General features: G+C 73.0%; 22 protein-coding genes and 2 pseudogenes. 14 read left to right on the top strand and 10 right to left on the bottom strand.

Annotated features, from left to right (window positions below; translation table 11 throughout):
• Positions 1-110 precede the first annotated feature (110 nt).
• Positions 111-698, top strand: a complete 588-nt coding sequence (locus BS83_RS07195) for an HhH-GPD-type base excision DNA repair protein (RefSeq protein WP_037602022.1) — start codon at positions 111-113, stop codon at positions 696-698.
• A gap of 230 nt (positions 699-928) precedes the next feature.
• Here BS83_RS07195 and BS83_RS07190 read toward each other — a convergent pair whose 3' ends face one another.
• Entirely contained in the window at positions 929-1,771 is an 843-nt protein-coding gene (locus BS83_RS07190; RefSeq protein WP_037602020.1) for an isocitrate lyase/PEP mutase family protein, read from the bottom strand.
• A 178-nt stretch (positions 1,772-1,949) separates the two neighbouring features.
• Between BS83_RS07190 and BS83_RS07185 the strand changes: the two genes are divergently transcribed.
• Positions 1,950-2,957: a DUF5937 family protein gene (locus BS83_RS07185; RefSeq protein WP_198035158.1), complete on the top strand. Its 1,008-nt coding sequence runs from the start codon at positions 1,950-1,952 to the stop codon at positions 2,955-2,957.
• Positions 2,958-3,148: 191 nt separating this feature from the next.
• On the opposite strand, the gene BS83_RS07180 is transcribed toward BS83_RS07185, so the two are convergent.
• Positions 3,149-4,084 (bottom strand): LysR family transcriptional regulator, encoded by a 936-nt coding sequence (locus tag BS83_RS07180; protein ID WP_051942738.1) that lies wholly within the window; start codon positions 4,082-4,084, stop codon positions 3,149-3,151.
• 71 nt (positions 4,085-4,155) lie between these two features.
• Here BS83_RS07180 and BS83_RS07175 point away from each other — a divergent pair, with 71 nt between their 5' ends.
• The 3 genes and pseudogenes from BS83_RS07175 to BS83_RS48825 all read left to right on the top strand — a co-directional run.
• Positions 4,156-5,070: an NAD-dependent epimerase/dehydratase family protein gene (locus BS83_RS07175; protein WP_037602016.1), complete on the top strand. Its 915-nt coding sequence runs from the start codon at positions 4,156-4,158 to the stop codon at positions 5,068-5,070.
• Complete coding sequence (locus BS83_RS07170) at positions 5,067-5,948, top strand: aldo/keto reductase (protein ID WP_037602014.1); 882 nt, start codon at positions 5,067-5,069, stop codon at positions 5,946-5,948. Before BS83_RS07175 ends, BS83_RS07170 begins: the two co-directional genes overlap by 4 nt.
• Positions 5,949-6,090: 142 nt before the next feature.
• A pseudogene (locus BS83_RS48825) lies at positions 6,091-6,504 on the top strand (UbiD family decarboxylase domain-containing protein); the annotation flags it as partial.
• Positions 6,505-6,780: 276 nt separating this feature from the next.
• Here BS83_RS48825 and BS83_RS07160 read toward each other — a convergent pair.
• Positions 6,781-7,269: a carboxymuconolactone decarboxylase family protein gene (locus BS83_RS07160; RefSeq protein ID WP_051942737.1), complete on the bottom strand. Its 489-nt coding sequence runs from the start codon at positions 7,267-7,269 to the stop codon at positions 6,781-6,783.
• A gap of 47 nt (positions 7,270-7,316) precedes the next feature.
• Between BS83_RS07160 and pdxR the strand changes: the two are divergent.
• Positions 7,317-8,722, top strand: a pseudogene (gene pdxR / locus BS83_RS07155) (MocR-like pyridoxine biosynthesis transcription factor PdxR).
• A gap of 232 nt (positions 8,723-8,954) precedes the next feature.
• On the opposite strand, the gene BS83_RS07150 reads toward pdxR, so the two are convergent.
• Complete coding sequence (locus BS83_RS07150) at positions 8,955-9,155, bottom strand: hypothetical protein (protein WP_037602010.1); 201 nt, start codon at positions 9,153-9,155, stop codon at positions 8,955-8,957.
• Positions 9,152-9,889 carry a COG4280 domain-containing protein gene (locus tag BS83_RS07145; protein ID WP_037602008.1) on the bottom strand — a complete coding sequence of 246 codons (738 nt, stop codon included), beginning with the start codon at positions 9,887-9,889 and terminating at the stop codon, positions 9,152-9,154. The genes BS83_RS07150 and BS83_RS07145 overlap by 4 nt, the downstream gene beginning before the upstream one ends.
• A 124-nt stretch (positions 9,890-10,013) precedes the next feature.
• Between BS83_RS07145 and BS83_RS07140 the strand changes: the two genes are divergently transcribed.
• From BS83_RS07140 to BS83_RS07120, 5 genes are all read left to right on the top strand, one after another.
• Positions 10,014-11,246, top strand: a complete 1,233-nt coding sequence (locus BS83_RS07140) for a hypothetical protein (protein ID WP_408640975.1) — start codon at positions 10,014-10,016, stop codon at positions 11,244-11,246.
• Positions 11,247-11,357: 111 nt separating this feature from the next.
• Complete coding sequence (locus BS83_RS07135) at positions 11,358-11,972, top strand: NUDIX hydrolase (protein WP_084713190.1); 615 nt, start codon at positions 11,358-11,360, stop codon at positions 11,970-11,972.
• Positions 11,973-12,413: 441 nt separating this feature from the next.
• Positions 12,414-12,818 (top strand): DUF6542 domain-containing protein, encoded by a 405-nt coding sequence (locus BS83_RS07130; RefSeq protein ID WP_198035157.1) that lies wholly within the window; start codon positions 12,414-12,416, stop codon positions 12,816-12,818.
• The gene (locus BS83_RS07125; RefSeq protein ID WP_037602005.1) at positions 12,811-14,436 is read left to right on the top strand and encodes an LCP family protein; all 1,626 of its coding nucleotides are present in this window, start codon (positions 12,811-12,813) and stop codon (positions 14,434-14,436) included. Before BS83_RS07130 ends, BS83_RS07125 begins: the two co-directional genes overlap by 8 nt.
• A 137-nt stretch (positions 14,437-14,573) precedes the next feature.
• Positions 14,574-15,248, top strand: coding sequence for a Crp/Fnr family transcriptional regulator (locus BS83_RS07120; protein ID WP_037602003.1), 675 nt, complete (start codon positions 14,574-14,576; stop codon positions 15,246-15,248).
• A 262-nt stretch (positions 15,249-15,510) separates the two neighbouring features.
• Here BS83_RS07120 and BS83_RS07115 read toward each other — a convergent pair whose 3' ends face one another.
• From BS83_RS07115 to BS83_RS45195, 4 genes are all read right to left on the bottom strand, one after another.
• Complete coding sequence (locus tag BS83_RS07115) at positions 15,511-16,281, bottom strand: MBL fold metallo-hydrolase (RefSeq protein ID WP_232248094.1); 771 nt, start codon at positions 16,279-16,281, stop codon at positions 15,511-15,513.
• Entirely contained in the window at positions 16,278-17,135 is an 858-nt protein-coding gene (locus tag BS83_RS07110) for an NUDIX hydrolase (RefSeq protein WP_051942735.1), read from the bottom strand. Before BS83_RS07110 ends, BS83_RS07115 begins: the two co-directional genes overlap by 4 nt.
• Before the next feature lie 68 nt (positions 17,136-17,203).
• Positions 17,204-17,668 carry a RidA family protein gene (locus tag BS83_RS07105; protein ID WP_037602001.1) on the bottom strand — a complete coding sequence of 155 codons (465 nt, stop codon included), beginning with the start codon at positions 17,666-17,668 and terminating at the stop codon, positions 17,204-17,206.
• Between the two features lie 5 nt (positions 17,669-17,673).
• A complete protein-coding gene (locus tag BS83_RS45195) occupies positions 17,674-17,829 on the bottom strand; it encodes a DUF4177 domain-containing protein (RefSeq protein WP_157596993.1) in 156 nt (51 codons plus the stop codon).
• 95 nt (positions 17,830-17,924) lie between these two features.
• Between BS83_RS45195 and BS83_RS07100 the strand changes: the two genes are divergently transcribed.
• Both BS83_RS07100 and BS83_RS07095 read left to right on the top strand, forming a co-directional pair.
• Positions 17,925-18,956, top strand: coding sequence for an ArsA-related P-loop ATPase (locus tag BS83_RS07100; protein ID WP_037601999.1), 1,032 nt, complete (start codon positions 17,925-17,927; stop codon positions 18,954-18,956).
• 65 nt (positions 18,957-19,021) lie between these two features.
• The gene (locus tag BS83_RS07095) at positions 19,022-20,155 is read left to right on the top strand and encodes an ArsA family ATPase (protein WP_037603028.1); all 1,134 of its coding nucleotides are present in this window, start codon (positions 19,022-19,024) and stop codon (positions 20,153-20,155) included.
• Between the two features lie 166 nt (positions 20,156-20,321).
• Here the strand turns inward: BS83_RS07095 and BS83_RS07090 are convergent, their stop codons facing one another.
• The gene (locus tag BS83_RS07090) at positions 20,322-20,642 is read right to left on the bottom strand and encodes a WhiB family transcriptional regulator (protein ID WP_037601997.1); all 321 of its coding nucleotides are present in this window, start codon (positions 20,640-20,642) and stop codon (positions 20,322-20,324) included.
• Between the two features lie 400 nt (positions 20,643-21,042).
• On the opposite strand from BS83_RS07090, the gene BS83_RS07085 reads away from it, so the two are divergent.
• Positions 21,043-23,307: a transglycosylase domain-containing protein gene (locus BS83_RS07085; protein ID WP_037601995.1), complete on the top strand. Its 2,265-nt coding sequence runs from the start codon at positions 21,043-21,045 to the stop codon at positions 23,305-23,307.
• The last annotated feature ends 54 nt before the right edge of the window (positions 23,308-23,361 follow it).

The raw sequence follows: 23,361 nt of genomic DNA, 5'->3' as shown, positions 1-23,361 counted from the left end.
ACCGCCTCGCGCTCCCGCCTGTCGCTGCAGGCGGGAGCGCGAGGCGGCGCGGAGAATGGGCGTGAACCGTCCCCGGACGCACGATCCGGTCGAACGAAGGAGAGTCCGCGATGGCGAACGCCCTCCGCCTCGCCCAGAACCCCGAGGCCGACGCGCTGCTCAGCCGCAGTCCGCTGGCCGCGATGATCGGCATGCTGCTGGACCAGCAGGTGCCCATGGAATGGGCGTTCACCGGCCCCTACACGCTGCTGGAACGCCTGGGCGGCGAGGATCTGGACGCCCACGCGATCGCGACCCTCGACCCCGAGGCGTTCGCCGCCGTCTGCGCGGAGAAGCCTGCGGTGCACCGGTATCCCGGTTCGATGGCGAAGCGGATCCAGCAGCTGTGCGCGTTCCTGGACGAGCGGTACGACGGTGACGTCACCCAGGTCTGGAGCGGGGTCGGCAGCGGAGCGGAGCTGTTCGACCGGCTGGTCGAGCTGCCGGGCTTCGGCAAGCAGAAGGCGCAGATCTTCCTCGCGCTGCTCGGCAAGCAGTTGGGCGTCCAGCCCAAGGGCTGGCGCGAGGCGGCGGGCGCCTACGGCGATAAGAACAGCTTCCGCTCGGTCGCGGACATCACGGGACCGGAGTCCCTCACCAAGGTCCGCGCGTTCAAGCAGGAAGCAAAGGCCGCAGCCAAGGCCGCGAAGGCCCCGTAAGGGGCTTCCAGGGGCGCGAGGAACTGCGCGAGAAACCACCTCCTGCGAACGGGCCCTGCGCACCGGGGACCACCCGCACGCCGGTGGCTCGGCCGCACCCACGCGCCGGGGCAGAGCTCGCGCCCCTGCGGTGGTGCACCCGACCCCTCAGAACCAGGCTCGCGCCCGCGGCGCTCGGCCGCGCCCACCCGCCGGAGCGGCACATCGGCAGAGCCCCGCGCCCCAGAACGCTACGCGTCGAAGAGGCCGTTCAGCTCGCCGAAGCCCAGGCCGGCGTCGAGGGAGGTCAACGTGCCCGGGCCCAGGAGTTCTGCGGCGGCCTGGCGCGCAGCGCCGTACGCGGACTGGGCCAGGGCCGTGCCCGCGCTGACGCGGCGGACGCCGGTCGCCGCGAGCTCGGGCACGGTCGGACCGCCTGGCACCAGCATCGCGTTGACCGGGAGCGGCGACGCCGCGCACAGCTCGCGCAGGGCGTCGAGATCGAGCAGGCCGGGGACGAAGATGCCGTCCGCGCCCGCCGCCGCGTAGGCCTTCGCGCGCAGCAGCACGTCGGCGAGCCTGTCCTCCGGCTCGCCGATGCCGAAGAGGAAGACGTCCGTGCGGGCGTTGAGCCAGAACTCGGGCAGGCCCGCCGACGTCGCCGCCTCGCGTGCCGCGCGCAGCCTCGCGGCCTGGTCGTCGGCGGAGAAGAGCGGGCCGCCCACCGCGCGGGAGTCCTCCAGGTTGGCGCCGACCGCGCCCGCCGCCACCAGCGCGGTCACCGTCGTCGCCACCGCGTCCGGTTCGGCGCCGTAACCGCCTTCGGCGTCGACGGTGACCGGCACGTCGACCGCCGCCACGACCCGCCGCGCCGCGGCGACCATCGCCTCCCGGCTCGCGTGCTGGCCGTCGCCGCGGCCCAGCGACCAGGCGACGCCGCCGCTGGTGGTGGCGACGACGGGCGCGCCGGTCGAGGCGATCACCGCCGCGCTGCCCGCGTCCCACGCGTTCGGCAGGACGAGCAGGGAGGAGTCGGCCAGGGCGCGCAGGCGCAGCGCCTTCTCCCGGGTCCCGGGGGAAGCGTCAACAGACATGGGAAGCAACCGCCTTCGCATATGGAGTGGTACCTCGTGCGTCGTGCTCGGTGGGCCGTGCTGGGTGCGTCGTGCTTGGTGCGTGATGCGGGACCATCGTGCAGCCCGCGACCCGTACCGCTCCACGGATTAGGCTGTCGCCGAATCCTTTCCGCCCTCGCCAGGCCCAGGAGTGACCGTGCAGGCAGAATTGGTGTTCTCCACCGGGGATCTCGCACAGACCCGCTTCGCGGTCTCGCCGCTCTGGGAGACCGTCACCGGCCTGCGGTCTCTCGCCGCGCCTCCCGCCCACACGCCGTCCCTGCACCGTCGCTGGGCCGCGCAGGTGCGGCCCCGGCTCGCGGCCGCCGGGCTCGACCGCGGGCGGCTGGCCGAACTGGTTCCGGAGTCGGGCTACCTGCCGGACTTCCTGAACCCGACCCCCGCCTCGCCCGCGCCCACCCTCGCCGAGGAGCTGGCCGACGTCCGGGCCACGCCCGCCGGGACGGTCCACCGCGACCTCGACTTCCTCGCGCAGAACCTCGGCGGCCGACTGCCCGCCGGCGCCCGTACGCTGCGCCGGGATCCCGAGGCCGGGCTCGCCCGGCTGGCGGCGGAGATCGAGAGCTACTGGCAGCTCGCCGTCGCGCCCTACTGGGCCAGGATCCGCGCCCTGCTGGAGGCGGACATCGCCCGCCGGGCCCGGCTGGTCGCCGCGCAGGGGGCAGGCCGGCTGCTGGACGAGCTGCATCCGGCGCTGAGCTGGAAGGACGACACGCTCACCCTCAGCGGCCGGAACTGCGTCATCTCCCGTACCGGGACGGGTCCCGGGCTGCTGCTGATCCCCTCGGTCTTCGCCTGGCCGTGCGTGCTGACCCGCGCCGTTCCCGACGCCCCGCCGCAGATCGCCTATCCCGCCGACGGGATCGCCACGCTCTGGGAGCGGCCCGAGCGGGGCGGTGACGCCGGGTCGGCCGTCGCCGGGGTCCTCGGCCGGACCCGGGCGCAGCTGCTGACCGAGCTGGACGCGCCCGCGTCGACCACCGAGCTCGCGGCCCGGGCCGGGCTGTCCGCGCCGAGCGTGTCCGAGCACCTCACCGCGCTGCGCGCGGCCGGCCTGGCCACCGCGCACCGCGCGGGGCGGTCGGTGCTGTACGCCCGCACGCCGCTGGCCGACGCCCTGCTGGCCGGGCCTGACTCCGCCTGAGTCGGCCGCCTGAACCACCCGCCCGAGGCGGCCACCCCACGACCGGTCGCATTCGCCGGCGCACGTTCACACGTCCCGCGCCGGCTGCCGCCGAGGCGGACCTCCGGCAGCGCGCCGCCGACGGCCCCGGCCGTCACCCGCCTGCGCTCCGAGCCGCACGCGCGCGACCGGGTGCAGCGCGTGATCACCGCCTACGAGGCGGGGCCGGCGACGGCCCGCTCCCACCCACCGGCGCCCTGCCGCGCCATCCGGTCCGCCAGCTCCTCCGCCAGGCGGGCGGACGGGCCGCGACGGCGGCGGGAGAGGGCGAGGCCGAGATGGCGGACGGGACTGGGCGCGGCCAGGGGGACGACGGCGAGGTCGGGGGCGTGGGAGAGCGCGATCTCCGGGATCAGGGCGATGCCGATGCCCGCGCGGACGAGGGACTGCGCGAAGGCGTAGTCGGTGGAGCTGCACGAGACGTGCAGCTCCACCCCGGCCAGGTCCGCGTGGTGCGCCAGCTGCGCGGCCGACTTGAGGCAGCCCAGCACCCAGCGCTCCTCGGCCAGTTCGGCCAGGTGCAGCACGTCGCGGCCGGCGGCGGGATGCGCGCGCGGCAGCACCACGCGGAGCGGGTCCGCCCGCAGCGGGGTCCAGTCCAGGCCGGAGCGGTCGCCGGGGCGGGCGGGCGGCGGACCGCCGAAGTGGTAGGCGAGGGCCAGGTCCGCGCGCCCCTCGCGGACCGACGGCAGGCTCTCCTCGGGCTCCAGCTCCAGGACGGTCAGCTCCACCTCGGGATGATCGACGACGAAGTCCCCCAGCGCGGACGGCAGCAGGTGGCGGCCGCCGCTGGCGAACGTCGCCACCGTGAGCGCGGCACGCGGGGCGGTCAGCCGGTCGATGCGCTGCTGGGTGTCGACCAGTTCGGCGGCGATCGCGTCGGCGGCCTCGACCAGCAGCCGGCCCGCCTCGGTCAACGTCACACCGCGGGTGCTGCGTTCGACGACGGCGGCGCCCAGGCTGCGCTCCAGCGCGGCGATCTGCTGCGAGACCGCGGAGGGCGTGAACCGCAGCTCCGCGGCCGCACGGTTGAAGCTGCCCTGCCGGGCCACCTCGCGGAGCACCGCGAGCCGCTGGACGTCGATCAACAGTCCTCCTGATGACGAGTGATCGATCTCGACACTACTGCTGATGGCCCTGGCCGGGCAGGCTGGGCCGCATGAACAGTCCGATCAGCCTCGACGGCCGACAGGTGTGCGTCATCGGCGGCAGCCGCTACTTCGGGCGGCGCCTGGTGCAGGAGCTGCGCGACGCGGGCGCGGCGGTCTCCGTCGTCAACCGCGGCTCCGCACCGCCCCCGCCCGGCGTCACCCACCTGCTCGCCGACCGCGACGACGAGGCCGCCCTGCGTGCGGCGCTCGGCGACCGCCGCTTCGACGTCGTGGTGGACCAGGTCTGCTACACGCCGCGGCAGGCCCGTGTCGCGAGTCGGGTCTTCGCGGGGCGCACCGGCCGTTACGTGATGACCTCGACGGTCGAGGTCTACGCCGAGCTGGGCCGCCCCGGCGGCGCGCCGCTCGCCGAGGACGCGCTGGACCTGGCGGCGCAGCGGGTGGATCTCGAACTGCCCTGGGAGGAACCCGCTTTCCTTGAATCGCACTACGGCGAGGGCAAGCGGCAGGCCGAGGCCGTGTTCTCGGCGCAGCGCGGGTTCGACTTCGCCGCGGTCAGGACCGCCCACGTGCTCGGCGGCGCCGACTTCACCGGCCGCCTGGCCCACTACGTCGAGCGCATCGACCTGGGCCTGCCGGTGCTGGTCCACGCCCGGCCGCAGCCGGCCTCCTTCGTCCACGAGGCGGAGATCGCCCGCTTTCTGGCCTGGGCGGCCGCCGCGGACTTCACCGGGCCGGTCAACGCGGCCTCGCAGGACCCGCTGGACGTCCGCGCGTTGGGCCTCGCCCTCGCCGTCGGAAGGGAGCCGGTGTTCGAGCTCGTCACGCCGGGCACGGCGGCCTCGCCGTTCTCCTTCGACCGCGGCTACCCGCTCAACGTCTCCCGTGCGGCGCGGCTCGGTTTCGTCTTCTCACGGACCGCCGACTGGCTGCCCGCCGTCGCCGAGGAGGCACGCGCGTGAGCGGCGAGGTCAGGTTCGTGGGCGGCAGGCCGGTCCACCCGGTCGGTCTGGGCGCCATGCCGCTCTCGGTCGAGGGCCGGCCGGACGAACAGCAGGCCGTCGCCACGGTCCACGCCGCGCTGGACGCGGGCGTCACCCTGATCGACACGGCCGACTCCTACCACTGGCACGCCGGTGAACTCGGCCACAACGAAAGGCTGGTGGCCCGGGCCCTGGCCACCTGGCCGGGGAACCGCGGCGAGGTGCTGGTCGCCACGAAGGGCGGACGCGGGCGTCCAGGGGACGGCAGCTGGACCGTCGACGGCGACCCGCGCCGGCTGCGCGCCGCCGCCGAGGCCTCACTGCGGCGGCTGGGCGTGGACGCGATCGGGCTCTACCAGCTGCACAAGCCGGACCCGGCGGTGCCGTTCGCGGAATCGCTCGGCGCGCTGCGTGACCTGTACGACGAGGGCAAGGTCCTGGCGGTGGGGGTGTCCAACGTGGACACCGGGCGGATCCGGCTCGCCCACGAGTTGCTGGGCGAACGCCTGGCCTCCGTGCAGAACCGCTTCTCCCCCGCGTTCCAGGAGGCCCGCCCGACCCTCGACCTCTGCACCGAACGTGGCCTGGCCTTCCTCCCCTGGAGCCCGCTCGGCGGCATCTCCGCCAGCGCGGTCGACGATCCCGGCAGCGCGGCGCCCTCGACGGACACCCCTTTCCACGCACTGGCCCGCGCCCGCGGCGTCAGCCCGCAGCGCCTCGCCCTGGCCTGGCACCTGGCCCAGTCCCCGGCCGTCATCCCGATCCCGGGTGCCCGTCGCCCCGCCTCGGCCCGCGACTCGGCGGCGGCAGCGGAGCTGGCGCTGACACCGGAAGAGCTTGTCGCGCTGGGCATCTGATGGATGGATCGCGCTGGCGCTCGGCCTCGACGCCTCGGCCGGTGGCCAGGAGATCGTCGAGGCGCTGGTCGCGGCGCGCGACGCGGAGGGCATCCCGCCGGTGGTGGTGGACCGCGCCGAGGCGCCGTGCAAGCAGAACGTGATGACCGGCGAGGACATCGACCTGTTCGCCTTCCCGACGCCGCTGATCCACGGCAACGACGGCGGCCGGTACATCGAGACCTACGGGATGAACATCGCCAGGACCCCCGACGGGACGTGGACCAACTGGTCCGTCAACCGGATGGTGATCGACGGCAGGGCCGCCCTGGCGTGCCTGATCCCGCCGCCGCAGCACCTCGGGGTGATCCGCTCGAAGTGGACCGAGCGCGGCGAGCCGATGCCGATCGCGCTCGCCGTCGGCGTCGGCGTCGGCGTCGAGCCCGGGCTGCCCTCCGTCGGCGGGACGCCACTGCCCGAGGGGGCCGACGAGAGCCACTTCCTCGGCGCGCTGTTCGGCGAGGGCCTGGAACTGGTCCCCGCCGAGACCGTGGACCTGCTGGTGCCGGCCAGCGCGGAGATGATCATCGAGGGGCACATCTCCCTCGACGGCACCGCGATGGAGGGCCCGATGAGGTCATCTACAACTGCCTGCTGGCGGACGTCTTTCCCGAGGGCCGCAAGCCGGTCAAGGGCAGCTTCGAGAACGGCTGGCCGCAGGAGATCCAGCAGCGCGTCCTCGCGAACTGGAGCACGGTGTACGGCTACCCCGAGGCGTAGGGACGCCCGGAGGCCGAAGGTGTCGCGGCTTGCGCGACAGGTTCGGCCTCCGCCGTGCGTCGTCCGTGGGCGGTCACTCGTTGACCGGCCAAGCCTGGGCGGCGACGCTGATGCGATTCCAGGCGTTGATGGTGGTGATGAGCCAGAGCAGCTCGGCGAGCTCGGTCTCCTCGAAGTTCTCGGCCGCCTCGGCCCAGACCTCGTCGGTGACCTGGCCCTCGGAGAGGCGGGTGACGGCCTCGGTGAGGGCGAGAGCGGCGCGCTCGCGGCGGGTGAAGATGCCCGTCTCACGCCACACCGGCAGCAGGAAGAGGCGGTGCTGCGTCTCCCCGGCGGTCAGCGCGTCGGTGGTGTGCATGTCGACGCAGTAGGCGCAGTTGTTGATCTGCGAGGCGCGGGCGCGGACCAGTTCCTTGAGACCGGCCTCCAGATCGCTCCCCGCGGTGGCCCGGTCCAGGCCGGACATGGCCCGCATGGCGGCCGGGGCCAGCTTGTCGGCGGCCAGGCGGACGGTGATCGTGGGGGTCTCGGACGCGGTCGGGTTCTTCGTCGTTGTCGTCATGTGTATGACCCTAGAAGGGCAATGGACCGCTGATAAGGTCCATTCCCATGGCCGATGACTGGTCCACTTTCGGAGTCGATCTCCATCTCGACCTCACCGCGGGACGCGACCCGGGCGAGGGCGTCCGCGCCGCGCTGGAGCGCTCACTGCGGGAGGCCGTCCGCGCCGGACGACTCGCGGCGGGCACGCGACTGCCCGCGACCCGTGCGCTCGCGGCCGAGCTCGGCATCGCCCGCGGCACGGTCAGCGCCGCCTACGACCAGTTGGCTGCCGAGGGCTATCTGATCGCGCGTCACGGTTCCGGCACCCGCGTCGCCGACGTCACCCGCGCCGAGCGTCCCGCGACCCGCGGCACCCCGACGCCGCCCCGGCACGACCTGCGGCCCGGCCGGCCGGACGTGGGCTCCTTCCCGGTGGCGGAGTGGCTGCGGGCCTCCCGCCGCGCGCTCGGCGCGGCCCGCCCGCCGCGTTCGACTACGGCGACCCCCGCGGTCGCCCTGAGCTGCGCGCCGCGCTCGCCGACTACCTCGGCCGGGCCCGCGGGGTGGACGCGACGCCGGCCCGGATTGTGATCACCTCCGGCTATGTGCAGGCCCTGGGCCTGCTCGCCCGCGTGCTGCCGGAGGGTGCCTTCGCCATGGAGGACCCCGGTCTCGCCTTCCACCGCGAGGTGGCGGGCTTCGCGGGCCGGGAGGTGGTGCCGCTGCCGGTGGACCGGCTCGGAGCGGACGCCGCCGCGCTTGCCACGACGGGCGTCGCGGCCGCGGTGGTCACCCCGGCCCACCAGTACCCGACGGGGGTCACCCTGCATCCTGACCGCCGCCGCGCGCTGATCGCCTGGGCGCGGGACGCCTCCGGCGTGGTGGTGGAGGACGACTACGACGGCGAGTTCCGCTACGACCGGCAGCCGGTCGGCGCCCTCCAGGGCACCGCGCCGGACTCCGTCGTCTACGTGGGCACGGCGGCGAAGACGCTCGCGCCCGGCGTCCGGCTGGCCTGGCTGGTGCTGCCGGCCCGGCTGGTCGAACCCGTGATGCGGGCCAAGCGGCTGACGGACTTCCAGACCGAGTCGCTCGGCCAGCTGACCCTGGCCGAGTTCCTGACCTCCCACGCCTACGACCGCCACGTGCGCGCGAGTCGCGCGCGGTACCGCCGACGCCGGGACCTGCTGCTGGCAGCGGGCGAGCGGCTGCCGGGCTGCACGCTGGAGGGGGTGGCGGCCGGCCAGCACGTTCTCCTCGGCCTGCCTGCGGGCGCGCCTCCCGAGCAGGCCCTCCTACGGAGGGCCGCCGCGCACAGTCTCTCCTTCGACACCCTCGCCGACCACTGGCACGCCCCCGACCCCACCCACCGCCAGGGCCTCATCCTCGGCTACGGCACCCCGCGCGAGGCCGCGTTCCCTGCGGCGGTCACCACCCTCACGAACCTCCTCGCAGCCGAGCTGGGCGGGTGACCGCCTCCGGCGCGCGAGGGCGGCACCTCACAGCGGAGGGTGAGTTGCACTATCCCGGGGGCGCGGGGAACTGCGCGACAAGCCACCGGCGTGCGGGTGGTCCTCAACGCGCAGGGCCGTCCGCCCAGGGTGGTTGCCCGCGCAGTTCCCCGCGCCCCTGAGGCACTGCCTGGTTCTCGCCTGCAGAACCCCCCGCGGCCCGGAGGGCCGGGCCGCCTGCCACGGGCTTGCGTCAGCGCTTCGTGGCGCGGTGGAGGGAGAGGCCGAGGAGGAGGACGACGGCGGAGGGGACCAGCCACCAGGCGTTCACGCCGGAGTGGACCAGGAGGGCGGTCGCGCCCAGCGCCAGTGCCACGCCCGCCGCGACGCGCCAGTCGTCCCCCACGACGAAGTCGTACCAGAAGCGGCCGAAGGCCCTGATCCTCGCCCTCACAGCTCCGCCTTCCCTTCCGCCCGCAGCAGGGCGACACAGCCGAGGGCCAGCAGCGCCACCGCCGGGACGATCGCGACCAGCGCGGCGTCCGACCCCGGCCAGTGCGCGCCCGCGCCCTCCGTCGACCAGAAGACGCCGAACGCGGTCAGCATCGTGCCGACCACGAACTTCATCGTGTTCTCCGGAACCCGCGCCAACGGCGCCCGTACCGCGAATCCCACTCCCGTGACGATCAGCACCGCGACCACCGCGCCGATGACAGCCACCGGAACATTTCGTTCATTGCCGCCGAACGTCACGACAATGAACGCCACTTCCAGCCCTTCGAGAAAGACGCCCTTGAACGACAGGGTGAAGGCGTACCAGTCCCGCACCCGCCCCCGGCCGCCCCGCTCCGCGGACTCCGCCGCCGCGAGTTCGCGCGCGTACGCCGCCGACTCGTCGTGCAGCGACTTGTGGCCGGAGGCCCGCAGGACCGCCTTGCGCAGCCACTGCAGGCCGAAGACCAGCAGCAACGCGCCCACGACCAGGCGCAGCGCGCTCAAGGGGATCAGGCCGACCGCCGGTCCCAGCGCGGCCACCGTGACCGCCAGGGCCAGCAACGCCGCGACCGTGCCCTGACCCGCCGAACGCCAGTCCCTCCCGGTGCCGGCCGCGAGCACGATGGTCAACGCCTCCACGGCCTCCACCGCGCACGCGAGCAGGACCGTGAGGAAAAGGACCCACGAGGTCACGCACCACCTCCGAACGGACGGTAAGACTCCGAGCGGAATCATCCGCTCATCGTTCTTTCTTCCCACGTCTAAGATGACCGGCGCCCGGGGGGAAGAACAGTTGATTCGGGTGAGAGAGAGCAACGTGAGCCGAGCCGGCGAGGAGTCCAGCCTCCCCGACTACAGCCGCCACGCCGGTCGCATCCTGCGCTGGCTGCCGGTGCGCAGGCACCATGTGCTGCTGGCCGGGTGGACGGCACTGTGGTTCGTGCTGGTCGCGCCGAGCGGCGGCGTGTCGTGGCACTACCTGCGCCAGGGTGAGCAGCTGCTCTTCGGCAGCGGGCCCGGCGGCGGGCTGTCCCTCTACGCCGACCACCCCGAACTGCAGATCGGTCCCTTCAGCCTGGCCGTGGCGCGGGTCTTCGCGCCGTTCGCCCCCGCGACCGGTCAGCTCGTCGCCGAGGCCACGATGGCGGCGTTCGGGCTGGTGACGGTGATCCTGGTCGGCCGCACGGCCGCCTCCCACCACCTGGGCACCGGCACCAACCACCGGCGCCTGCAGCAGCGGATCCTGATCGCCGGGCTGGCCTTCATCCCGATGTGGATCGAGGTGACGGTCCGCTTCGCCCACCTCGACGACGCGCTCGCGCTGTTCTGCACCATGCTCGCCGTGCACGCGCTGGCGCGCGGCCGGACCTGGGCCGTGGCGGTGTTCCTCGCGCTGGCCGTGGACGCCAAGCCGTGGGCCGTCCCCTTCGCGGTGCTGCTGCTCGCGCTGCCGTGCGGGCGCAGGCGGGCTCCGTTCCTGCTCTTCTGCGGGCTGGTCGCGGTGGCCTGGCTGCCGTTCTACCTGGGCAACCTCGACACGGTGGCGGCGGCGAGGTTCGCCATACCCAACCAGGCCGCCTCCTCGCTGCGCTGGCTGGGCGTCAACGCGCCGGACACGCCCTTCTGGGACCGGCCCGCCCAGTTCGCCCTCGGCGCCGTGCTCGGCGCGCTCGCGGTGCTGCGCGGCCGCTGGCCGGCCGTCGTGCTGCTGGGCGCGAACGCGCGGATCCTGCTCGACCCGAGCGTCTACACCTACTACAGCGCCTCCGTGCTGCTGGGCACGCTGCTGTGGGACGCGGTCGGCGCCCGGCGGCTGGTGCCGTGGTGGAGCTGGATCGCACTGCTCTCCCTCTACGGCGGGACGCTGGTCATCCCGTCCGACGCGACGCGCGGGCTGGTCCGGCTGGCCTTCGTGGGCCTGTCGACGCTGTACGTGCTGCTCTGGCCCACGCCCGGCAAGCGGCTGCGGAAACGTCGCCGGCCCCCGGCGGGTCCGGCCGCGCACACCTCCGATCCGGTACGGCCGGCCAGGGTCGACGCCACCTGCTGACCGGCGCCCGGCCCCGCACCCCCACCACCTCGGACGCGGTGACGTCCCGTCAAGCCGGACGGACGAAGATCCCTCCATCCGAAAGTGGAGTCGCCCGGCTACGCTCGGCGAATGACCACAACGTCCGAACGGCCTGACGATCCGACATCGCCCGTGGCGCTCGCGCGCCGGTTCCCGCGCCTGTACGCGCCGCAACGGTGGAGCTGGGGCGGTCTCGACGCCCAGTTCTCCGCGCAGATGCCCGAGGACCGGCTGGTCACCAACATCCACCTGGTCGGCTTCGCCCCCGACCCCGGCGATCCGGCCGGCGGCGCGGGCATCGTGCTCTGCCGGGACGACCGCGGCCACTGGTTCCTGCCCGGCGGCACCCGCGAGGACGGCGAGAGCGTCGAGGTCTGCCTGGCCCGTGAACTGCGGGAGGAGGCCGGCGCGCGGATGCTCGGAGCGCCGGTCTGGATCGGCGCGCACCACTGCGTGACGGACCGGCCCACGCCCTACCGCCCGTGGCAGCCGCACCCGGAGAAGGCCTGGCTGTGGGGCTGGGCGGAGGTGGTCGTGGACTCCGAGCCGACCAACCCCTCCGACGGGGAGCCGGTCGTCGAGGTCCGCGTCGTGCCCCCGGTCGAGGCGCAGCGGCTGCTGGCGCGGGGCAGGGACGAGTGGTGGGCGGAACTGGTCGCGCTCGCGGTGGAGTCACGCGCGGGGGCGCGCACTCCCGGCGCGTGACCGGGTGACGCTGCGGCCCGGATGCGGCTCGCGGGCGGCTCGCGCGGGGAACCGTGTATGTCCCGAGTGCGTCTGTTACACCTGGTAAGCCTGCGCTTGAGGGAATTGCCGGGGAGTGCCCGGAGATCTCCCGGCGGATTCGGTACAAATGAGGCTGCGGCAGACCCGCGGTGCTCCGGTTCCGTTCCGTCGCCGGCCGCCGCCGACCGCCGCGTACGACAGCCGTGAGAGAGGAGACGGATGCCCGAGCAGCTGGCTGAGCCGCAGCCCGAGTCGGCCCGTCGGCCCCGGTCCGCGTCGGCTCGATCGGCGTCCTCCGGGTCCGGGCCGTCCCGGCCGGCGGCTCCGACGCGCCGTCAGCCCGAGCGTCGGCCCGGCGGTCCTTCCGCACGGCCGGCGGCGCGACCCCCGGTCCGGCCGCGTGCCCGGTGGGTGCTGACGGTGCTGCCGGTCCTCGGCGCGCTCGTGGACGAGCTGATCGGCTCCCCGCTCGGCCCCGTCTTCGCCCTCTGCACGGTGCTCGCCTCCGCGTGGGCCGCGCTGCTGACGTCGCGCCACGGACTGTGGTGGGTGCTGCCCGCACCGCCGCTGGTCGTCGCGGGCGTCACGGCGGTGACCCAGCTGCTCTTCCACGACGTGGCCCTCTCCGGCACCAAGCTGGCCACCACGCTGCTCACCTGGGCCGTGAAGGGCTTCCCTGTGATGTTCTTCTCCGTGCTCGCCGCCGTCGCCGCGCTCGGCCTGCGGCGGTGGCTGGTGGGCCGCACCGCGCGGCGCTCCGCCGGGGCCGCCCGCACGGCGGAGGCCCGGCAGGTTCCCGTTCCGCGAAGGAGCCACCATGGCTGAACGCCCACGCGGCCGTGTGGTGGGACGCCCGCCGGCGACGCCGCCGCTGCTCAAGGCCGGGCGCGTCGCGGTGGCGACCGCCTCGGCCGGCGTGCTGCTGATCAGCGGCGTCTCCTGGTTCACCTACAACTCACTGGTGGACGGCCTCAACACCTCCGACGCGCTGGCCATCGCCCAGCGGCACGCCCCGCCGAAGCTCGACAACTCCATCAACCTGCTGCTGATCGGCCTCGACAGCCGCAAGGACATGAACGGCAACGACCTGCCGAAGCAGTTCGTCGAACAGGACCTGCACGCCGGTTCCAGCGACATCGGCGGCTACAACACCAACACGCTGATCATGCTGCACATCCCCGCCAACGGCGGAAAGGTGCAGGCCTTCTCCGTCCCGCGCGACGACTACGTGGAGACGCTCAACGGGGACGGCAGCTCGCAGGGCCACCACAAGATCAAGGAGGCCTACGGCCTCGCCAAGGCCGCCGCCGAGCCCAGGCTCAAGGCGGCGGGCGTGACCGGCGCCGATCTGGAGCAGCAGAGCAGGGAGGCCGGCCGCGAGGCGACGCTGGCCACGGTGCAGCAGTTCCTCGGCATCCGCATCGACCACTTCGCCGAGGTCAACCTGCTCGGCTTCTACGACATCGCCAAGGTCGTACAGCCGGTCACGGTCTGCCTCAAGCACGCCACCAAGGACCCGGCGATGGCCGGCCAGGGCTCCGGCGCGGACTTCCACGCCGGCTACAACACCCTGAACGCCGCCCAGGCCCTCGCCTTCGTCCGGCAGCGGCACAACCTCACCAACGGCGACCTGGACCGCACCCACCGGCAGCAGGCCTTCATCTCCTCGGTGATGTACAAGCTGAAGCAGCAGGGCCTCTTCGGCGACCTGGGCAAGATGCAGGGGCTCCTGGACGTCGTGAAGAAGGACGTCGTCCTCGACTCGCAGTGGAACATCCTCGACTTCGCCCAGCAGGTGCCCAACCTGACCGGCGGGAACGTCGTCTTCAACACCCTGCCGATCCAGGGCTTCGCCACCCGCAACGGCGAGTCGGTGAACCTCGTCGACGCCGCCCAGATCCAGCGCATCATCGAACGGCTCACCAGCCACGACCCGAGCCCCGAGCCGACCCCCTCCACCCCGGCCCGAACCCCGGCGCCGGCCGCGCCGGGGACGCCCGTCGCACCGGCCACGGTCGACGTGCTCAACGGCTCGGGTCTCACCGGTCTGGCCGCCGAGCAGCAGAAGGCCCTGGTCGACGCGGGCTGGACGGCAGGCCGCACCGGCAACGCGGCCCCCCGCACGCACACCGTGGTCCGCTACGGCGCGGGCGCGGAGAAGGCCGCCGCGGAGGTGGCCGCGAAGCTGGGCGCCGGCGTCACGGCGCCGACCGCGTCGGGCGCGGTGGCGGCGGGCCACGTCGAGGTGATCCTCGGCAAGGACGCCCCCACGGGCGCCGCGGCGGCGGGCGGCTCGGCCGGAACCGGGACGGGAGCAGGGGCCGGGGCCGGGGAAGGCGGCGTGGGCGGGGGATCCGGCACGCCGGACGCGACGCCCGGTTCGAGCATTCCCTTCCAAGGGTCGGCCGTCGAGATGGGCCGGGGGATCCCCTGTGTGGACTGATCCCACAACTCACACCGCACCCCGTTAGGAGATCGGGAAACCCGTAAGACACACTTGTTGTGATTGATCGCACTGTTTCCCGGTCGGGCATGATGGGGATCGCACCTCAAGCCTGCACGGCCGACTAGGAGGACCGAGTGGACGACGTTCTGCGGCGGGCACCGCTCTTCACCGCGCTGGACGACGAGCAGGCCGCCGAGCTGCGCGCCTCCATGACGGAGACGACGCTCGGGCGTGGCGAGTCGCTGTTCCACGAGGGCGACCCGGGTGACCGGCTGTACGTCATCGTCGAGGGCAAGGTGAAGCTGCACCGCGCTTCGGCCGACGGCCGCGAGAACATGCTCGCGGTGGTGGGCCCCAGCGAGATGATCGGTGAGCTGTCGCTCTTCGACCCTGGACCGCGCACGGCGACCGCCTCGGCGCTGACCGAGGTCAAGCTGCTCGGCCTCGGCCACGGCGATCTGCAGCCGTGGCTGACGACCCGCCCCGAGGTCGCCATCGCCCTGCTCCGCGCGATCGCGCGCCGCCTGCGCCGGACCAACGACGTCATGTCCGACCTGGTCTTCTCCGACGTCCCCGGCCGCGTGGCCAAGGCGCTGCTCGACCTCTCCCGGCGGTTCGGCGTCCCCTCGGACGAGGGCATCCACGTGGTGCACGACCTCACCCAGGAGGAGCTGGCCCAGCTGGTCGGCGCGTCCCGCGAGACGGTGAACAAGGCGCTGGCCGACTTCGCCCAGCGCGGGTGGCTCCGCCTGGAGGCTCGCGCCGTGATCCTCCTCGACGTCGAACGCCTCGCCCGCCGCTCCCGCTGACCCCGCGAGGCACGCTCCGCGACAGCGGCGCAGTTGCACCGCCTCACAGGGGCGCGAGGAGCTGCGCGGCACGTCTCGGCATAGGGAAGTTGCAACACCTCAGGGGCGCGGGGAACCGCGCGACAAGCCACTGATGAGCGGATGGTCCTCAACGCGCAGGGCCATCCGCGCACGGCGGTTGCTCGCGCAGTTCCCCGCGCCCCTGCAGGCGCTTGCCGGGTTCCTCGCGTGCAGAACCTCGCGCCGCTGGGCGGGGTGCAAGTCACCCCTGGGTGCGGAGGTACTCCAGTTGGGCGCGGACGGACCATTCCGCCGCGGGCCAGAGCGCGCGGTCGACGTCGGCGTAGACCGTGGCGACGACCTCCGCAGGGGTCCTGGCGCCGGCGGCGACCGCGGCGGCGACCTGCGCGAGGCGGTTCTCCCTGTGGGCGAGGTAGTACTCCACCGCGCCGAGCGCGTCCGAGAGGACCGGGCCGTGGCCCGGGAGGATCGTCGTCACGTCCCGGTCCGCGGCCAGCGCGCGCAGGCGGCGGAGGGAGTCGAGGTAGTCGCCCAGACGCCCGTCGGGGTGGGCCACGACCGTCGTGCCGCGGCCCAGGACCGTGTCGCCGGTCAGGACCGCGCCGTCCGCGGGAAGCGTGAAGCAGAGCGAGTCCGAGGTGTGCCCCGGTGTGCCGACGACGCGGACCTCCAGGCCGCCGTACTCCAGCACGTCGCCGTCGGAGAGGCCCTCCTCGCCCAGCCGCAGGGCCGGGTCGAGGGCCCGCACCCCGCTGCCCGACAGGGCGGCGAAGCGCTCCGCGCCCTCCGCGTGGTCCGGGTGCCCGTGGGTCAGCAGCGTCGCCGCGACCCGGCAGCCTCGGGCCTCGACCGCGGCCAGGACCGCCGCCAGATGGCCCTCGTCCAGCGGGCCCGGGTCGACGACCACCGCCTGCGTGGAACCCGGCTCGGCCAGGATCCAGGTGTTGGTGCCCTCCAGGGTCATCGGCGACGGGTTGGGGGCCAGGACCAGGGCCGCCCGCTCGGTGATCACGACGGGCCGCCGCCCTGCAGCGTGAGGCCGGGATGGCCCGGCCAGGTGATCACGAAGCCGCCGTCCTCCCGCACCGTCGCCTCGGCCAGGATCGGCCGGACCTGGCGCTCGTCCGCCGCCGCCAGCACGGCCTCGGGCGACGCGAAGGACTCCAGCTCGCGCAGGGTGGTGATGGTCGGCGGCAGCATGAAGAACTCGCCCGCCGCGTGGTGGGCCACGGCCTCCGTCGGCGTCATCCAGACCACCCGGTCCGCCTCGCCGGGGACCTCGGCCGTGCGCTGGCCCTCTGGGACGGTCGCGACGAAGAACCAGGTGTCGTAGCGGCGCTCCTCGAACGCCGGGGTGATCCAGCGCGACCACGCGCCCAGCAGGTCGCTGCGCAGCACCAGGCCGCGCTTGGCGAGGAACTCGCCGAAGGAGAGCTCGTGCGCCTCCAGCGCGGCCCGCGCCGTGCGCCACTCCTCGCCGGAGACGTCCGCGACCACGGAGGACGCGTCCGGACCGGCCAGCAGCACGCCGGACTCCTCGAAGGTCTCCCGTACCGCCGCGCAGACCACGGCGCGCGCCTCGTCCGGCGCGACGCCCAGCCGCTCGCCCCAGGCCGCCGCGTCCGGGCCGGCCCAGCCGATCTCCGGCACGCTGTCGCGGGGGTCCACGGCGCCGCCGGGGTAGGCGTACGCGCCGCCCGCGAAGGCCATGGAGGCGCGGCGGCGCAGCAGGTACGCCTCGGTGCCCTCCGGGCGGGAACGCAGCAGCACCACCGTCGCTGCGCGTCGCGGTTCGACGGGCGTCAGCTCGCCGCGCGCCTGCGCCGCGATCCGGTCCGCCCAGTTGGACGGGAGTCGATCACTCATGGCCGGATCGTACGGCGCAGGACGCGAAATGCACACAGCAGCCCCGGGGGCCAGGGGTCAGGCGCGGGTCAGCCGCGGACCCTGACCTGGATCTCCACCTCGACCGGCGCGTCCAGCGGCAGCACCGCGACGCCGACCGCGCTGCGGGCGTGGACGCCCGCCTCGCCCAGGACCTCGCCCAGGAACTCGCTCGCGCCGTTGACGACGCCGGGCTGGCCGGTGAAGTCGGGGGCGGAGGCGACGAAGCCGACGACCTTGACGACGCGCTCGATGCGGTCGAGGTCGCCGATCACCGACTTCACGGCGGCCAGGGCGTTGATCGCGCAGATCTTCGCCTGTTCCTTGGCCTCCTCGGCGGTGACCTCGGCGCCGACCTTGCCGGTCAGGCCCAGCTTGCCGGCCACCATCGGCAGCTGGCCGGAGGTGTAGACGAACTCGCCGGTCTGCACGGCCGGGACGTACGCCGCCAGCGGCGGGACGACCTCGGGCAGCGTCAGACCCAGTTCGGCCAGGCGGCTCTCAACCTTGCTCATCGCTCTTACTTCTCCCGCTTCAGGTACGCCACCAGCTGCTCCGGGTTGTTCGGCCCGGGCACGACCTGGACGAGCTCCCAGCCGTCCTCGCCCCAGGTGTCGAGGATCTGCTTGGTCGCGTGCACCAGCAGCGGCACCGTCACGTATTCCCACTTGGTCATGACACTGGACTCTAGCCCGTCCGCCGCACGGCTACCGGTTACGCTCGGCAGGACGAGGACCGGACGAGGACCGACAGTGCAGGGAGGCACGCCGCATGCCCGCAGCCCCACCCGCAGGACCGGACTGGGAGGGCGTCCGCCTTCACGTCGTCAGCGGCAAGGGCGGCACCGGCAAGACGACGGTCGCCGCCGCGCTCGCCCTGGCGTTGGCCAAGGAGGGCCGCCGGACGCTGCTGGTCGAGGTCGAGGAGCGCCAGGGCATCGCCGAGCTGTTCGGGATCGCGGCGCTGCCCTACGAGGAGCGCAAGGTCGCCGGCGGCCGGGGCCACGGCGAGGTGTACGCGCTGGCGATCGACATCGAGCAGGCGCTGCTGGAGTACCTGGAGATGTTCTACAAGCTCGGGCGCGCCGGGAAGGCCCTGCGCAAGCTCGGCTTCATCGACTTCGCGACGACGATCGCGCCCGGGCTCCGGGACGTACTGCTGACCGGCAAGGCCTGCGAGGCGGTGCGGCGGCGTCGCCCGGACGGGCGACGCGTGTACGACGCGGTGGTGATGGACGCGCCGCCGACCGGCCGGGTCACCCGCTTCCTCAACATCAACACCGAGGTCGCCGGGCTGGCCAGGATGGGGCCGATCTACACCCAGTCGCAGGCGGTCATGCGGGTGATCCAGTCCCCCGAGACGGCCGTCCACATGGTCACCCTGCTGGAGGAGATGCCGGTCCAGGAGACCGTGGACGGGATAGCTGACCTCCAGGCGGCGAAGCTGCCGGTGGGCGGGGTCTTCGTGAACATGGTCCGGCCGCCGGTGCTGGACGCGGCCGCCGTGCTGGCGGCCGAGGGCGAGCACGAGGAGGAGCTGGCCCTGGCGCTGACCGAGGCCGGGCTGGGCGGACGCCGGTCCAGCAGCGCGAGCGGCCCCGGCCCCGCGGTGCGCAAGCTGGTCGGCCCGCTGCTGGCGCAGGGCCGCGAGCACGCCGCACGGGTGGAACTGGAGCGGGAACAGCGGGTGGACATCCAGGGATTGAAGCTGCCCACCTACGAACTGCCGCAGCTGGCGGGCGGGGTGGACCTCGGCGGCCTCTACCGTCTGGCGGCGGAACTGCGGAACCAGGGGGCGGCGTGAGCGGCGGTCAGGGGAACGGCCACGGACAGGGCGGCAACCACGGGAACGGGCACGGGGCCGACGCGCTGACGTCGCGTCGGCTCGACGTGGACGCGCTGCTGGACGACCGCGGCACCCGCATCATCGTCTGCTGCGGCTCCGGCGGCGTCGGCAAGACGACCACCGCGGCGGCGCTGGGCCTGCGGGCGGCGGAGCGCGGTCGCAAGGTCGTCGTGCTGACCATCGACCCGGCGCGACGGCTGGCCCAGTCGATGGGCCTGACCGAGCTGGACAACACCCCCAGGGTGGTCAAGGGGGTCGGCGGCTCGGGCGAACTGCAGGCCATGATGCTGGACATGAAGCGGACCTTCGACGAGGTCGTGCTCGCCCACGCCGACCCCGAGCGGGCCCGGCAGATCATGGAGAACCCCTTCTACCAGTCGCTCTCCTCCGGCTTCGCCGGCACGCAGGAGTACATGGCGATGGAGAAGCTGGGGCAGCTGCACGCCACCGGCGAGTGGGACCTGATCGTCGTGGACACCCCGCCGAGCCGCTCCGCGCTGGACTTCCTGGACGCGCCGAACCGGCTCGGCTCCTTCCTGGACGGCCGGCTGATCAAGGTGCTGACCGCTCCGGCGAAGGTGGGCGGGCGCAGCGCGATGAAGATGCTGAACGTCGGCATGACGATGTTCACCGGCGTGCTCAGCAAGGTGCTGGGCGCGAACGTGCTGCAGGACGTCTCGACCTTCGTCGCGGCGATGGACTCCATGTTCGGCGGCTTCCGCGAGCGCGCGGACCGGACGTACGCGCTGCTGCAGGCGAAGGGCACGGCGTTCCTGGTCGTCGCCGCGCCGGAGCGGGACGCACTGCGGGAGGCGGCGTACTTCGTCGACCGTCTGGAGGCCGACCGGATGCCGCTGGCCGGCCTCGTCCTCAACCGGGTCCACCACACGGGCGCGCCCCAGCTCAGCGCGGACCGCGCCCGCGCGGCGGCCGAGGCCCTCGACGACGGCCCTCCGGGCGACGGCGAACAGCTGGCCGCCGGCCTGCTGCGGCTCCATGCGGAGCGCATGCAGGTGATCACCCGCGAGCGCCGCATGCGGGACCGCTTCGTGTCCGTCTACCCGGACGTCCGCGTGGCCGAGGTCTCCGCCCTGGCCGGCGACGTCCACGACCTCGACGGCCTTCGCGAAGTCGGCTCACTTCTCACCGGCGAGTGAGCTGCGCTCTGCCCGGGGGCGCGAGGAACTGCGCGACAAGCCACCCTGCGTGGTGAGTCACCGAACGTGCAGGGCCATCCGCATGCCGGTGGTTTCTCGCGCCCACTCGGCGGAGCCGCATGTCACCAGAGCCTCGCGCCCCGACGGCACTCGCGTGCCGGAAGGCTCAGCCTGCTTCGGCGAAGTCGACCGCGTCGCAGACGGCGTAGCTCTGCTCGTACTCCGTGCGCGCCGTCTCGAGCAGTCGCCGCCAGGAGACCACCGTGGGCCTCCGCCGCAGCAGCGCTCTGCGCTCGCGCTCGGTCATACCCCCCCACACGCCGAACTCGACGCGATTGTCCAACGCATCGGCCAGGCACTCCGTGCGCACCGGGCATCCCGTGCACACCGCCTTCGCGCGGTTCTGTGCCGCCCCCTGGACGAACAGTTCGTCCGGATCGCTGGTGCGGCAGGCGGCCTGCGCACTCCAGTCCTCAACCCAGCTCATGCTGGCGCCGTCCTCTCCCGAATCGAGGCTCCCCCACGGCGGTAACGGCGAATATGCCGTTGCCAGTTGAGGACGTTACGGAAGAAGTGGGCGTTGCAACAGCCCCCCCGGGGCCCAATCCTTATGGCCCATTTGGACTATGCGTGCTCAGGAGATCACCCGTTGGAGTGAGCGCAGGTGAGCGGGCACGGAGCGGGCTTCGGGGACCCACTCCCTCCGTTCCGTGCGGCCACTCGGGGCCATACGGCTGGCATATGCCACCCATATACCCACGATTCGGTCATCTCTCATCACCCACAAGAGTGAATCGAACGGGCGCACAGCAACTTGTCGCACGCTTGTGACAAGAGTAGGCGAACACCTGGCCGCCTGTCCGAGGAACGCCGCGTAAGGTTCTGCCATGGCAGCGAAGCGCAACGTGTCCCCCATGCAGCAGATCTCGCTAGGAGCCCGACTGCTGGGTGCGAGCGTGCTGGCCGGCGGCCTGGTCGCCGGTCTGGCCCTGCCTGCCGTCGGTGCACTCGGCCTGGGCGCGAAGTCCGCCGTCAACGACTTCAACAACATCCCGGACGCGTTCACCGCCCCGCCACTGTCGCAGGCGTCGTACATCTACGACCGTGACAACAACGTCATCGCCAAGGTCTACTCGCGCGACCGCACCGTCGTCCCGGAGAGCCAGATCGCCCCGGTGATGCGCCAGGCGCTGGTCGACATCGAGGACAACCGCTTCTACCAGCACGGCGCCATCGACCTGAAGGGCACCCTGCGCGCGCTGACCCAGAACAGCAGCGGCGGCTCGGTCCAGGGTGGTTCGACGCTGACCCAGCAGTACGTGAAGAACGTCTTCGTCGAAGAGGCCGGCAACGACCAGGCCAAGGTGCTGGAGGCGCAGCGGCAGACCATCGGCCGCAAGATCCAGGAGCTGAAGTACGCGATCAAGGTCGAGGAGACCCTGACCAAGGACCAGATCCTCACCAACTACCTCAACATCACCTTCTTCGGCGAGCAGGCCTACGGCATCGAAGCTGCCAGCGAGCGCTACTTCGGCGTGCACGCCGGCCAGTTGAAGGTGCAGCAGGCCGCGGTGCTCGCCGGCATGGTGCAGTCGCCGACCTACTACGACCCGATCCTGTACCCGGACGTCGCGCTCAAGCGACGGAACGTCGTGCTGGAGAAGATGGCGGAGTACGGCAGCATCACGGCCGCGCAGTCCAAGGCCGCGCAGGCGCTGCCGCTCGGGCTGAAGCCGCACAAGGCGCAGGAGGGCTGCATCACCGCCAAGCAGTACGGCGAGGCCTTCTTCTGCGACTACGTCGAGCACATCATCCTCAAGGACCCGGCCTTCGGTAAGACGACCGTGGACCGGCAGGCGCTCTGGGACAAGGGCGGTCTGCAGATCCACACCACGCTCGACCCGAAGGCCCAGAAGGCCGTCTACGACTCGGTGACCTCGCACGTCCACGCGGACGAGCGGGCCGCGACGGCCATGACCATGGTCCAGCCCGGCACCGGCCAGATCCTGGCCATGGGCCAGAGCCGCCCGTACGGCGTCGGCACGAGCAACGCGATCACCACGCTGAACTACAACGTCGACCGCACCATGGGCGGCGGCGGCGGTTTCCCGACCGGTTCGACGTTCAAGCCGATCACCGCCGCGGCGGCGATGGAGCAGGGCATCGGCATGGACAAGGTCTACCCGTCCCCGTACTCCGAGCCGTACCCGGAGATGACGGACTGCAACGGCAACACGCTGCTCGCGTCCGACAACCCGCCGGACACCAACGACTCCACGGACCTGAAGGGTCCGTTCAACATGGTCGACGCCATGAAGAAGTCGGTGAACACCTACTTCGTGCCGCTGGAGCGGGACGCCGGGCTCTGCAACGTCGTGCACATGATGAACAAGCTCGGCATCACCACCCAGGCGACCTACGGCAAGGACGGGAACCTGCTGCCGATCGCCCAGGTCCAGTCGCTGACCCTCGGCACCAACAGCCTCACACCGCTGGAGATGGCGAACGTCTACGCGACCTTCGCCGCGCGAGGCCTGTACTGCACGCCGACCGCGATCGCCTCGGTCTCCACGGCCGACCACAAGACGCTTGCCGTGCCGCAGGCCAACTGCCAGCAGGTGATGCAGCAGAGCACCGCCGACTCGGTGACCACGATGCTCAAGGGCGTGGTCGAGGACGGCACCGGCGCCCAGGACGGCTTCTCCGACAACCGCCCGAGCGCGGGCAAGACGGGTACCACCAACGAGCACAAGCAGGTGTGGTTCGTCGGGTTCACCCCGGAGATCTCCGGCGCCGTCGTGGTCAGCGACACCGCCAACCAGACCTCGCTGTCGGAGCAGCCGATCGGCGGTCGCATCATCTCGCCCGCCTTCGGCTCCACCGTCGCCGGCCCGATCTGGCACGACGCCATGGGTGACGCGCTCTCCGGGGTCCCCTTCGGCTACTTCAACACCGTGTCGCTGCCGAAGGCGCCCTCCAGCGACAAGGCGAAGAAGGGCAAGCCCGGTCAGAACGGCGGCCAGACGGCCGGCCAGGCCGGCGGTCAGAACGGCGGCCAGCCGGGAGGCACGAACGGCACGGTCTTCGGCGGCACCGGCTGGGTCGGCGTCGCCGGCGGCGGCAAGGGCAACGGCGGCGCCGGCGGCCACTGACCCCGCCGCACCGCCCCCACCGTCCACGCGCACGACGAAGGCCCGGCCGATCGG

Source organism: Streptacidiphilus rugosus AM-16 (assembly GCF_000744655.1).
GTDB classification, from domain to species: Bacteria; Actinomycetota; Actinomycetes; order Streptomycetales; family Streptomycetaceae; genus Streptacidiphilus; species Streptacidiphilus rugosus.
The sequence above is the reverse complement of the archived record's forward strand: the minus strand, read 5'-3'. Positions and strand labels throughout refer to the sequence as shown.